Origin of the sequence: Enterobacter mori (genome assembly GCF_025244905.1) — a bacterium.
Lineage (GTDB): Bacteria > Pseudomonadota > Gammaproteobacteria > Enterobacterales > Enterobacteriaceae > Enterobacter > Enterobacter mori_A.
On the sequence record NZ_CP104285.1, the window covers coordinates 3587730 to 3599819 of the forward strand.

A 12090-nucleotide genomic window follows, 5' to 3' on the forward strand; every position below is an offset into this window, starting at 1 on the left:
CAACGATGCGACATAACGTACTTTTTGCCACAGCGTTTGCCACCCTTGTCTCCACCAGCACGTTTGCGGCTGAGCTGCCTGGCAAAGGCATTACCGTACAGCCGGTGCAGAGCACCATTTCGGAAGAGAGCTTCCAGACGCAGATCGTCAGCCGCGCGCTGGAGAAGCTGGGCTATACGGTCAACACGCCGAGTGAAGTGGATTACAACGTGGGCTACACCTCGATTGCCTCCGGTGACGCCACCTTTACCGCAGTGAACTGGCAACCGCTGCACGACGACATGTATGCCGCCGCCGGTGGTGACAAGAAATTCTACCGCGAAGGCACCTTCGTGACGGGCGCAGCGCAGGGGTATCTGATCGACAAGAAAACCGCCGACCAGTACCACATCACCAATATTGAACAGCTGAAAGATCCGAAGATCGCCAAACTGTTCGACACCAACGGTGACGGTAAAGCCGACATGATGGGCTGCTCGCCGGGCTGGGGCTGTGAAGCGGTGATTAACCACCAGAACAAAGCCTTCGATCTGGCGAAAACCGTCGACGTGAGCCACGGCAACTATTCCGCGATGATGGCCGATACCATTGCCCGCTTTAAGGAAGGCAAACCGGTGATCTACTACACCTGGACGCCATACTGGGTGAGCGACGTGCTTAAACCGGGTAAAGACGTGGTGTGGCTGCAGGTGCCGTTCTCCTCTCTGCCGGGCGAGCAGAAAGATATCGACACCAAACTGCCGAACGGCATGAACTATGGCTTCCCGGTGAACACCATGCACATCGTGGCGAACAAAGCCTGGGCCGAGAAGAACCCGGCGGCGGCGAAGCTGTTCTCGGTGATGAAACTGCCGCTGGCGGACATCAACGCCCAGAACGCCATGATGCATGAGGGCAAATCGTCTGAAGCCGATGTGAAAGGCCACGTGGACGGCTGGATCAAAGCCCACCAGCAGCAGTTTGACGGCTGGGTGAAAGAGGCGCTTGCGGCGCAGAAGTAAAAACAGAAGCCTTACCCCTCACCCTAACCCTCTCCCCAAAGGGGAGAGGGCCGGAGTGAGGGGCCTAAACCACACAAACCCACACATAACAATCCCCCAACTTTCACAATCATTAGCTATTATGGTTTCCGGAAAAATAATCACTCAATTAACGATTCCTGAAACTAATGACAAAAACCACTCAAGGGCTTAGCCCGGCACTCATTCTTTTAATGTCCGTGGCAACGGGTCTGGCCGTCGCCAGCAACTATTACGCACAACCACTTCTCGACACCATCGCCCGCGCGTTCAACCTTTCTGCCAGCTCCGCAGGCTTTATCGTCACCGCTGCACAGTTAGGCTATGCCGCCGGGCTGCTGTTCCTGGTGCCGCTCGGCGATATGTTTGAACGCCGGATGCTGATCGTCTCCATGACCCTGCTGGCGGCAGGTGGGATGTTGATCACCGCCAGCAGCCAGTCGCTGACGATGATGATTATCGGTACCGCCCTGACGGGGCTGTTTTCCGTGGTGGCGCAAATTCTGGTGCCGCTGGCGGCAACGCTCGCTTCACCGGAAAAGCGCGGCAAAGTGGTAGGCACCATCATGAGCGGCCTGCTGCTGGGGATTTTACTGGCGCGAACCGTCGCTGGGCTGCTGGCTAGCCTCGGCGGCTGGCGTACCGTTTATTGGGTGGCGAGCGTGTTGATGGTAGTGATGGCACTGGCGCTGTGGCGCGGGCTGCCGAAAGTGAAGCAAGAGAACCATCTTAACTACCCTCAGCTTCTGGCCTCCGTGTTCAGCCTGTTCACGCAGGATAAACTGCTGCGCACCCGCGCTCTGCTGGGGTGCTTCACCTTCGCCAACTTCAGCATTCTCTGGACGTCGATGGCCTTTCTGCTGGCCGCACCGCCGTTTAACTATTCCGAAGGGGTGATTGGTCTGTTTGGTCTTGCCGGTGCGGCGGGCGCGCTGGGCGCACGTCCGGCGGGTGGACTGGCTGACAAAGGCAAATCACACATGACCACGACTGCCGGGCTGGTATTACTTCTGCTCTCCTGGGCGGCTATCTGGTATGGGCACGTCTCCGTGCTGGCGCTGATCGTCGGTATTCTGGTGCTCGATCTGACCGTTCAGGGCGTGCATATCACCAACCAGACCGTCATTTACCGCGTGAAGCCAGAAGCGCGAAACCGCCTCACGGCCGGGTACATGACTAGCTACTTTATCGGTGGCGCTGCAGGTTCGTTAATTTCTGCTTCCGCATGGCAACATGCGGGCTGGACAGGCGTGTGCGCCATCGGCGCCATCATGGCGATACTGAATCTGCTAGTCTGGCGGCGTGGCTATCACCGCCAGGAGGCAATTCACTAACATTTACACTGCTTTAGGCCTCCTGGGGTGTAAAGGGGGCCTGCATCTGTTAATGTTAACGCAATCATTTATTCCAGAAATTTTAATGTGGGTGACATATTTACAATCAGTATGAATAGTTCAGACCCCCACCCTCACATCCCCTCTTCAGCGGGTTCATACCCTACGCTTTCTGTGCTCACCGGGTCACGGACTTACCCGGCGCTTTCTGACGGTGACATACGTTTGGCGGATATAACCGCACAAATAATTCATTTACATTATTTGTCACTGTCGTTACTATATCGGCTGTAATTAATGAGGTTATGCCCAAAATGGATAGTTCGTTTACGCCCATTGAACAAATGCTTAAATTCCGCGCCAGTCGTCATGAGGACTTCCCTTATCAGGAAATCTTGCTGACTCGCCTGTGCATGCATATGCAGGGTAAGTTGCTGGAAAACCGTAATAAAATGCTGAAAGCTCAAGGGATTAACGAGACGTTGTTTATGGCGTTAATTACGCTGCAGTCTCAGGAAAACCACAGCATTCAGCCGTCTGAGCTGAGCTGCGCGCTGGGTTCATCCCGCACCAATGCGACCCGTATCGCTGATGAGCTGGAAAAACGCGGCTGGATTGAGCGCCGTGAAAGCGACAATGACCGCCGCTGTCTGCATCTGCAACTGACCGATAAAGGTCACGAATTCCTGCGTGAGGTGCTGCCACCTCAGCACAATTGCCTTCACAAACTCTGGTCTGTCCTCAGCACTGCCGAGCGCGACCAGCTTGAGCACATCACTCGCAAGCTGCTTACCCGTCTGGACCAGATGGATGAAGACGGTGCCATTCTTGAGGCGCTGCGCTAACGCGACGACACGCTCGAACATCCTGATTTAAAAAAGAAAACTGACAGGCCAGCACGTCACACTGCTGGCCTTTCTGACAACAGGTCGGCTCAGCCGATGTGAAAATAAGAAGATCGTGGAGAACAACAATGAGCGCAAATGCGGAGAATACCAACCCGCAGCAACCGGCCAACAAGAAAGGCAAACGTAAGAGCGCCCTTCTTCTGTTGACCTTGCTCTTTATTATTATTGCCGTGGCATATGGGATCTATTGGTTTTTAGTATTGCGTCATGCTGAAGAGACTGACGATGCATACGTGGCAGGGAACCAGGTTCAAATTATGGCGCAGGTGTCGGGCAGCGTGACGAAAGTCTGGGCTGACAATACCGACTTTGTGCAAAAAGGGGATGTGCTGGTCACGCTCGATCCGACTGACGCCCAACAGGCATTCGAAAAAGCACAGACAGAGCTGGCCTCCAGCGTCCGTCAAACTCGCCAGCTGATGATCAACAGCAAACAGCTTCAGGCCAGCATCGACGTGCAGAAAACCGCACTGGCGCAGGCGCAGAGCGACCTCAATCGTCGTGTTCCTCTCGGCACCGCCAACCTGATTGGCCGAGAAGAGCTGCAGCACGCCCGCGACGCCGTTGCCAGCGCGCAGGCTCAGCTGGACGTGGCGATCCAACAGTACAACGCGAACCAGGCGATGGTGCTGGGCACCAGTCTGGAAAACCAGCCAGCCGTTAAGCAGGCGGCGACCGAAGTGCGTAACGCCTGGCTTGCCCTGCAGCGTACCAAAATCGTCAGCCCGATGACCGGCTACGTCTCCCGTCGTTCCGTGCAGCCAGGTGCGCAGATTGGTACCACGACGCCACTGATGGCGGTCGTTCCCGCGAACAATCTGTGGGTGGATGCGAACTTCAAAGAGACGCAGCTTGCGCATATGCGTATCGGCCAGACCGCGACCGTTATCAGCGACATCTACGGCGATGACGTGAAGTACACCGGTAAAGTGGTCGGTCTGGATATGGGGACCGGCAGCGCCTTCTCCCTGCTGCCTGCGCAGAACGCCACCGGTAACTGGATCAAAGTGGTTCAGCGTCTGCCGGTGCGTATTGAGCTGGATGCTAAACAGCTGGCGGATCACCCGCTGCGTATCGGTCTTTCTACGCTGGTGACGGTCGATACCGCCAACCGCGACGGTCAGATCCTCGCAAGCCAGGTGCGCAGCAGCCCGGCTTATGAAAGTAACGCCCGTGAAATTAGCCTCGATCCGGTCAACAAGCTGATCGATGACATCGTGAAGGCAAACGCCGGTTAATCCGAAGGTGAGCGTTATGCAACAGCAAAAGCCGCAAAAACCGCTGGAAGGCGCGCAGCTGGTCATTATGACCATTGCGCTGTCGCTGGCGACATTCATGCAGGTGCTGGACTCCACCATCGCAAACGTGGCGATCCCGACTATCGCCGGGAACCTTGGCTCATCGCTGAGCCAGGGAACCTGGGTCATTACCTCGTTCGGGGTGGCAAACGCCATCTCCATTCCAATCACCGGCTGGCTGGCGAAGCGCGTCGGTGAAGTGAAGCTGTTCCTGTGGTCAACGGTATTGTTTGTTCTCGCCTCCTGGGCGTGCGGCATGTCCAACAGCCTGACGATGCTGATTTTCTTCCGCGTCATTCAGGGGATTGTGGCAGGGCCGTTGATTCCGCTGTCGCAGAGTTTACTGCTGAACAACTACCCGCCCGCCAAACGCTCCATTGCGCTGGCGCTGTGGTCAATGACCGTGATTGTCGCGCCGATTTGTGGACCGATTCTCGGTGGCTACATCAGCGATAACTACCACTGGGGCTGGATCTTCTTTATCAACGTACCCATTGGTGCGCTGGTCGTGTTGATGACCCTGCAGTCTCTGCGCGGTCGCGAAACGCGTACCGAGCAGCGGCGAATTGATGGCGTGGGGCTGGCGTTGCTGGTCGTCGGCATTGGTAGCCTGCAGATCATGCTCGACCGGGGTAAAGAGCTGGACTGGTTTGCCTCGTCGGAAATCATCGTCCTCACGGTAGTTGCCGTGGTCGCTATCAGCTTCCTGATTGTGTGGGAACTGACGGACGACAACCCGATAGTCGATCTCTCGCTGTTTAAATCGCGAAACTTCACCATTGGCTGTCTGTGTATCAGCCTTGCCTATATGCTCTACTTCGGCGCGATCGTTCTGCTGCCTCAGCTATTGCAGGAGGTGTACGGCTACACCGCGACCTGGGCGGGGCTGGCCTCTGCACCTGTGGGGTTAATACCGGTTCTGCTGTCGCCCATTATTGGCCGCTTTGCTCACAAGCTCGACATGCGCAGGCTGGTAACGTTCAGCTTCATCATGTATGCCGTCTGCTTCTACTGGCGTGCATATACCTTTGAACCGGGGATGGACTTTGGTGCCTCCGCATGGCCGCAGTTTATTCAGGGCTTTGCCGTGGCGTGCTTCTTTATGCCACTGACCACCATTACGCTTTCCGGCTTGCCGCCTGAGCGCATGGCGGCGGCATCAAGCCTGTCGAACTTTACTCGAACGCTGGCAGGCTCGATTGGGACATCCATCACCACCACGCTATGGACCAACCGGGAATCACTGCACCATGCGCAGTTGTCCGAAGCGGTGAACCCGTTCAACCCAAATTCTCAGCAGATGTACAATCAGCTTCAGGGCATGGGGATGACGGAGCAGCAGGCGTCAGGCTGGATTGCTCAGCAGATCACCAACCAGGGGCTGATTATCTCGGCAAACGAGATTTTCTGGATATCGGCGGGGATCTTTATTGTTCTGCTGGGGCTGGTGTGGTTCGCCAAACCACCGTTTGGTGCCGGTAGCGGAGGTGGGGGGGCGCACTAACCCTCTGCAACGGTTGCCCGGTGGCGCTACGCTTACCGGTCCTACGAACGTAGGCCGGATAAGGCGTAGCCGCCATCCGGCAAAACACCGCACTGTGTCCAAAACGCAACAGCGATTGTCCGTTCCGATAAAGCAGCGCGCCTGAAATCGATTCACGATAGTGAAAAGACAACAGGAGCGCATCATGCTGAACACACCCGCCGACAAATACCAACCTTATCCCACCGTTTCGTTGCCCGACCGCCGCTGGCCGGAGCAACGCATCACCCGCGCACCGCGCTGGCTCTCAACCGACTTACGCGACGGCAACCAGGCGCTTGCCGAGCCGATGGACAGCGCACGCAAGCTGCAGTTCTGGAACCTGCTGCTAGGCTGCGGATTCAAAGAAATTGAGGTGGCCTTCCCTTCCGCCTCCCAGACCGACTTCAACTTTGTGCGTCAGCTGATTGAAGAGAATCGCATTCCGGATGACGTCACGATTCAGGTGTTAACCCAGGCGCGGGAAGATCTCATCCGCCGCACTTTCGAATCCCTGCGCGGCGCGAAACAGGCCACCGTCCATCTGTATAACGCCACCGCCCCGCTGTTCCGCCGCCTGGTGTTCGGCATGGAGAAAGCGCAAATCGTCGAGCTGGCAACGCGCGCCACGCGCCTTATTCGTCAGCTGTGTGAAGAGAACCCGGATACCCGCTGGCAGTACGAGTACTCTCCGGAAACCTTCTGCTTTACCGAGCCGGAGTTTGCGCTGGAGATTTGTGAAGCGGTGGCGGAGATCTGGCAGCCGTGCGATGCGCGGCCAATGGTGATCAATTTACCCGCTACCGTCGAAGTGAGCACGCCGAACGTCTACGCCGATCAGATCGAGTATTTCTGCCGCCACTTCAGCCGCCGCCGCGATGTCTGCATCAGCGTGCATCCGCATAACGACCGCGGCACCGGCGTCGCCAGCGCGGAGCTGGCCGTGATGGCGGGCGCAGACCGCGTGGAGGGCTGCCTGTTTGGCAACGGCGAGCGCACGGGCAACGTCTGCCTGGTGACGCTGGCGATGAACCTCTACAGCCAGGGCGTTAGCCCGAATCTGGACTTTAGCGATATGAACCGGGTGGTGGAAGTGGTGGAAACCTGTAACCAGTTGCCTGTGCACCCGCGCCATCCGTGGGCGGGTCGGCTGGCGTACACCGCCTTCTCCGGCTCGCACCAGGACGCAATCAAAAAAGGCTTTGATGCCCGTAAGCCTGGCGAGCGCTGGGAGATGCCCTATCTGCCCGTCGACCCGCAGGATATCGGCTGTACCTATGAAGCGGTGATCCGCGTGAACAGCCAGTCGGGCAAAAGCGGCAGCGCGTGGCTCATCGAACAGAACCATGGCCTGAAATTACCCCGCGCCCTGCAGCAGGATTTCAGCCAGCACGTTCAGCAGGAAACCGATCGCCACGGAAAAGAGATGACGCAAAATGCACTGTGGCAGCTGTTCCGCACCCGCTACGGCCTGATAGCGACACCGCAGTATGCGCTGCAATCCTACCGCAGCGACAGCCAGCATGATGGCCAACTGCACTTAACGGCAAGCGTCGCCACGCAGGGAGGAACGCGCAAGCTGGAGGGTCAGGGTAACGGTCTGCTTTCTGCTGCAGCTCAGGGTCTGAGCCGCTGGGTTAGTACACCGTTTGTGATTAAGGACTATCACGAGCATACCCTGGGCGAGCGCAGCGACAGCCGTTCGGTGACGTATATCCGCTGCCTGTTCCAGGACGGGAGCAGCCGCTGGGGCGTGGGCATTGACAGTGACGTGGCGCGCGCGTCGCTTCAGGCGCTCTTTAACGCCGTCAGTCGTTCCTGAAGTAATCGCTGGGTGAGATGCCCATCACCCGGCGAAACATTGCCGTAAAGGCGCTATGGCTGCCGTACCCCAGATCCAGGGCAACCCGCAGTACCGGCTGGCCCTGCGCCAGCCGTACTAAGGCTTCCAGCAGGCGCGCCCTTCTCAACCACTCGCCGTAGCTTAATCCCGTCTGCTGCTGAAAATGGCGATTCAGCGTGCGCTCGCTCATCCCTACCGTGCTCGCTGCCTGCGCGCTGCTCCAGCTTTCCCCCGCATGTTGCCGGATTTGCAGACACAGATGACGTAATGCCTCACTTTCTGGCTCCGGCAGATGAAACGGTAATACCGGCATCATGCGGATTTCATCGAGGATCAGCTCATAGACCCGTTCATCGCGGCTGCCAGGTGCGTAGGATTCCGGCAGCGTCAGGGAAGTGAGGATCAGCTCGCGCAACAGCGGTGAGATCTGCACGATCTGACAGGTTGCCGGGAGATCGGCGCGCGCCAGCGGGTCAATAAACAGCGTGCGGGCGGCAACGTTGCCAGTGATGCGCAGGGCGTGCTGCGTACCCGCAGGTAGCCAGACGCCGCGACCGGGCGGCACCACCCAGTAGCCGGATGCGGTATCGACCCGCACCACACCAGTCAGGCTGTGCAGGAGCTGCGCGCAGTCGTGCTGGTGCCACGGCTCACTGTCGCCGTGAACGTAATCATGGGCAAACGGAACGAGGGGACGATGGGTAAAGGAGAAGGCTGCGGTTGTGGTCATGGCATTAAACAACCCTCACCCTACCCTCTCCCTGAGGGAGAGGGAAAAGGTGCACTAGATGTGCAGTTCCTGCAGTTTTTCTTTTGGCAGGGCCAGCTCGTCGTTGCTGTTCACACGAACGTCGCGTTCGATGATGTGACGCGCGATCTCCTGCGCTTCTTCCAGAGAGTGCATCTGGTAAGTCCCGCACTGGTAAACGTTTAGCTCAGGGATCTGGTTCTGCTCTTTCACCTTTAGCACGTCTTCCATCGCCGCTTTCCACGCATCTGCGACGCGTTTCTCTTCAGGCTGACCAATCAGGCTCATGTAGAAACCGGTACGGCAGCCCATCGGAGAGATATCGATGATCTCAACGCCGTTGCCGTTCAGGTGGTCACGCATGAAACCAGCGAACAGGTGCTCCAGCGTATGAATGCCTTTCTCCGGCATCACTTCTTTGTTTGGCACGCAGAAACGCAGATCGAAGACGGTGATCGTGTCGCCGTGCGGGGTGTGCATGGTCTTCGCCACGCGGACTGCAGGTGCTTCCATACGGGTATGGTCGACAGTAAAGCTATCTAATAACGGCATACGTCACCTCCGACAGTGATTTTTTTTAAAATAAACTGAACTCTTCTACAGAATGCGCGTCTGAGTATATGAAAGACGCGCATTTGTTATCATCATCCCTGAATTCAGAGATGTATATTTTGGCCACAGCGATGTGGCCTTTTTCTTTTTCAGCTCAAGCCTGCTTCGCCAGAAACGCCTCAAACGGCTCGGTATCCGCCGCTTCAACCTCTTTCTGACGCACAACGGACGCATCGCGTTCCGCTACAAAATCCGCTTCGCTCAGCACTTCTAACGGCTCCTGCATCAGCATCTCACGGTACTCCGCTGAGAGTGAACGCCCCGTGCCGCCAATGCCCTGATCAATCATAGAACGCAGAATGCGTGCTGAGAACGTCAGTTCAGGATTATCAAAGCTTTCAACCAGCTGGTCGCAAACGGCCTGATACGCGTTACCACCGTATACGCTGTCCATCGTCTGGGCCACGCGCTTCAGGTCGTGGAACAGATCTTTACCCACTTTAGCCAGCGGGAACTGTGCCGTTTCACAGCCGATGCCTAACGTCAGGCCAGGCTTGCGCCCTTCCAGAATCACGCGATTCCAGTTGGTACGGGTACAAAGCAGTTCGTCTGAACTCATTTCCGGCGCATCCGCCAGCACGCACCAGACCATAAACAGATCGAGGAAGCGAACCTGCTGCTCGTCAACGCCAATCGGCGAGAACGGGTTGATATCCAGCGAGCGTACTTCAATGTATTCAATCCCGCCGCGCTGCAGAGCGTCCGACGGCGTTTCACCGCTGCGGGTAACGCGTTTCGGACGAATCGGCGCATACAGCTCGTTTTCAATCTGCAGCACATTGCTGTTGATTTGCAGACGCTTGCCGTCTTTTTCGAGGCCGATTTTCTCGTACTCTTCCGACGGGGTTTTGATCGCCCGCTTCAATCCTGCCACATACTCGTGCAAATCGTTAAACGTAATACCGAGATTGCTTTGCGATTTATTGGTATAGCCAAGGTCGCTCAGGCGCAGAGAGGTCGCGTACGGCAGGTAATACATTCCGCACTCGGTCTTCTCGAACGGCAGCGTGGTCGGTTTTCCCTGCAGGAAGGAAGAACAGATCGCCGGAGAGGCACCAAACAGATACGGAATGATCCAGCCAAAACGATAGTAGTTGCGGATCAGGCGGAAGTAGCCCGCTGAGATCGCGTCTTTATCGGTTTCACCGCATTTTGCCTGCCAGAACGCCATTGGCAGTGAGAAGTTGTAATGCACGCCTGAAATCGTCTGCATCAACGCGCCGTAGCGGTTTTTCAACCCTTCGCGATAAAGCGTCTTCAGTTGGCCGATATTTGACGTGCCATATTGTGCCAGCTCAATCTCCTGCCCTTGCTCGATATAGCACGGCATGCTGAGCGGCCACATGCGCTCGTCGCCCATGTTACGGGCAGTAAAGCGATGGATGTCACGCAAAATGGAAAGCATATGATCAACATCACCTTCCACCGGCGTGATGAATTCCAGCAGCGCCTCAGCAAAATCGGTTGTGATCCATTTATGTGTCAGCGCCGAGCCTAACGCCTTCGGGTGACCCGTCGTCGCTAAGCTACCGTCCGCGTTAACGCGCAGCGTTTCACGCTCAAGACCACGCTGAATACCCTTCAGAGCCTGAGGGTGGTTTTCCAGCCAGGCCAGCGCCTGAGATACGTCCGGGATCAAATTGACCTCCCGCCTGTCAAAGTAATGTTACTCAGCATAATTGTAATGGTTGACGATTGAAGGTCGCGTATTCATTCCACCAATTAGTGCCACCACGTCATACCCTGTAGTGTTGCCCACGCCACGAGAACATAGCGCAACGCCTTGCCAAGGCACAAAAAAAAGAGCACTGGTCCCCAGGAGATGCGCATCCATCCCGCCAGCAGACACAGTAAATCGCCTATTACAGGCATCCAGCTTAATAACAGCGTGGCAGCGCCATAGCGTTTTAGCCAGCCGACTGCCTTTTCCTGCCAGCGCGATTTTTCGCGCAGCGGAAAGAAACGCCCAAGAATAACGTTAGTCAGCCCTCCAAGGCTATTACCCATTGTTGCTATTAATACCAACAGCCAGGGCTGACTCACGCCGGACAACAGCATCGCCACCAGCACCACCTCCGAATTTCCCGGTAACAGCGTGGCGCTTAAAAAACTGCTGGCGAATAATGAGGCGAGTGACAGCGCGTCACTCACAGTAAGCGCACATCCACCGCATCCATTCCGGCATCACGCGCGGCCTGGATGCCGAAATCGGCATCTTCAAACACGACGCATTTTACCGCCGGGACGCCCATTAATTCTGCGCAGAGCAGGAAGGTGTCCGGTGCGGGCTTGTGATGTTTAACATGATCGGCGGCGACCACGGCAGAAAAATAGTGGCGCAGGCCAAGGTGGTTGAGTAGCGCTTCAGCAATCGCGCTCTCGCTGCCCGTACCGACAGACATAGGACGACACCCGTGCCACTCTTTTACCACATCAATCAGCGGCAGAGGACGTACGGTATCTAAAAGCATGGCTTTTACCGCATCGGTTTTTTCGCGCGCGAGCAGGTGCGGGTCGAGATCGGCCTTATTCAGTTCAATCACGGCCTGTGCAATACGCCAGGTGGGGGATCCATTGAGGGCAATCATCGCCTGAAGGTCGAAACGCATACCGTAGCGGCCCAGAACGTCAGTCCAGGCTTGACGATGCGTAGGTTCGGTATCCAGGAGGGTGCCATCCATATCGAAGATCAAACCGTCATACTGTGCGTACATCGTGCTCTCGCTAACCGATTAACAAAGCATTACTTTATCGTAAATGGTGGTTTTTGTCGCTGATTGCGAAGTGATAACTACGAGAGTGATTA

11 protein-coding genes are annotated in these 12090 nt (G+C 56.5%); 6 read left to right on the forward strand and 5 right to left on the reverse strand.

Annotation, left to right across the window (positions count from 1 at the left end):
- Nucleotides 1-5 precede the first annotated feature (5 nt).
- The 6 genes from proX (at nt 6) to leuA (ending at nt 7903) form a co-directional block, all read left to right on the forward strand.
- Nucleotides 6-1001 (forward strand): glycine betaine/L-proline ABC transporter substrate-binding protein ProX, encoded by a 996-nt coding sequence (proX, locus tag N2K86_RS16860; RefSeq protein WP_260659362.1) that lies wholly within the window; start codon nt 6-8, stop codon nt 999-1001.
- 167 nt (nt 1002-1168) lie between these two features.
- Nucleotides 1169-2353, forward strand: a complete 1185-nt coding sequence (locus N2K86_RS16865; RefSeq protein ID WP_260659363.1) for an MFS transporter — start codon at nt 1169-1171, stop codon at nt 2351-2353.
- 314 nt (nt 2354-2667) lie between these two features.
- Nucleotides 2668-3198 (forward strand): transcriptional repressor MprA, encoded by a 531-nt coding sequence (gene mprA / locus N2K86_RS16870; RefSeq protein ID WP_089601288.1) that lies wholly within the window; start codon nt 2668-2670, stop codon nt 3196-3198.
- A gap of 128 nt (nt 3199-3326) precedes the next feature.
- A complete protein-coding gene (emrA, locus tag N2K86_RS16875; RefSeq protein WP_042714077.1) occupies nt 3327-4499 on the forward strand; it encodes a multidrug efflux MFS transporter periplasmic adaptor subunit EmrA in 1173 nt (390 codons plus the stop codon).
- A gap of 16 nt (nt 4500-4515) precedes the next feature.
- Nucleotides 4516-6063, forward strand: coding sequence for a multidrug efflux MFS transporter permease subunit EmrB (emrB, locus tag N2K86_RS16880; RefSeq protein ID WP_260659364.1), 1548 nt, complete (start codon nt 4516-4518; stop codon nt 6061-6063).
- A gap of 184 nt (nt 6064-6247) precedes the next feature.
- Nucleotides 6248-7903: a 2-isopropylmalate synthase gene (leuA, locus tag N2K86_RS16885; RefSeq protein ID WP_260659365.1), complete on the forward strand. Its 1656-nt coding sequence runs from the start codon at nt 6248-6250 to the stop codon at nt 7901-7903.
- Here leuA and N2K86_RS16890 read toward each other — a convergent pair.
- The 5 genes from N2K86_RS16890 to yqaB all read right to left on the reverse strand — a co-directional run bounded on the left by N2K86_RS16890 (nt 7890) and on the right by yqaB (nt 11998).
- Nucleotides 7890-8654: an AraC family transcriptional regulator gene (locus N2K86_RS16890; RefSeq protein WP_260659366.1), complete on the reverse strand. Its 765-nt coding sequence runs from the start codon at nt 8652-8654 to the stop codon at nt 7890-7892. The two genes, leuA and N2K86_RS16890, sit on opposite strands and share 14 nt — an antisense overlap.
- 54 nt (nt 8655-8708) lie before the next feature.
- On the reverse strand, nt 8709-9224 hold the full coding sequence (gene luxS / locus N2K86_RS16895; RefSeq protein WP_260659367.1) for an S-ribosylhomocysteine lyase: 516 nt from the start codon (nt 9222-9224) through the stop codon (nt 8709-8711).
- 154 nt (nt 9225-9378) lie between these two features.
- The gene (gshA, locus tag N2K86_RS16900; protein WP_260659368.1) at nt 9379-10923 is read right to left on the reverse strand and encodes a glutamate--cysteine ligase; all 1545 of its coding nucleotides are present in this window, start codon (nt 10921-10923) and stop codon (nt 9379-9381) included.
- Nucleotides 10924-11006: 83 nt separating this feature from the next.
- Nucleotides 11007-11435 carry a YqaA family protein gene (locus tag N2K86_RS16905; protein WP_008499541.1) on the reverse strand — a complete coding sequence of 143 codons (429 nt, stop codon included), beginning with the start codon at nt 11433-11435 and terminating at the stop codon, nt 11007-11009.
- Complete coding sequence (gene yqaB / locus N2K86_RS16910) at nt 11432-11998, reverse strand: fructose-1-phosphate/6-phosphogluconate phosphatase (protein ID WP_260659369.1); 567 nt, start codon at nt 11996-11998, stop codon at nt 11432-11434. The genes N2K86_RS16905 and yqaB overlap by 4 nt, the downstream gene beginning before the upstream one ends.
- Between the last annotated feature and the right edge of the window lie 92 nt (nt 11999-12090).

Bases quoted from the DNA above. Each gene is read 5' to 3' on its own strand.
- proX (WP_260659362.1), top strand. From the start codon at position 6: ATGCGACATAACGTACTTTTTGCCACAGCGTTTGCCACCCTTGTCTCC.
- mprA (WP_089601288.1), top strand. From the start codon at position 2,668: ATGGATAGTTCGTTTACGCCCATTGAACAAATGCTTAAATTCCGCGCC.
- N2K86_RS16865 (WP_260659363.1), top strand. From the start codon at position 1,169: ATGACAAAAACCACTCAAGGGCTTAGCCCGGCACTCATTCTTTTAATG.
- emrA (WP_042714077.1), top strand. From the start codon at position 3,327: ATGAGCGCAAATGCGGAGAATACCAACCCGCAGCAACCGGCCAACAAG.
- emrB (WP_260659364.1), top strand. From the start codon at position 4,516: ATGCAACAGCAAAAGCCGCAAAAACCGCTGGAAGGCGCGCAGCTGGTC.
- leuA (WP_260659365.1), top strand. From the start codon at position 6,248: ATGCTGAACACACCCGCCGACAAATACCAACCTTATCCCACCGTTTCG.
- N2K86_RS16890 (WP_260659366.1), bottom strand. From the start codon at position 8,654: ATGACCACAACCGCAGCCTTCTCCTTTACCCATCGTCCCCTCGTTCCG.
- luxS (WP_260659367.1), bottom strand. From the start codon at position 9,224: ATGCCGTTATTAGATAGCTTTACTGTCGACCATACCCGTATGGAAGCA.
- yqaB (WP_260659369.1), bottom strand. From the start codon at position 11,998: ATGTACGCACAGTATGACGGTTTGATCTTCGATATGGATGGCACCCTC.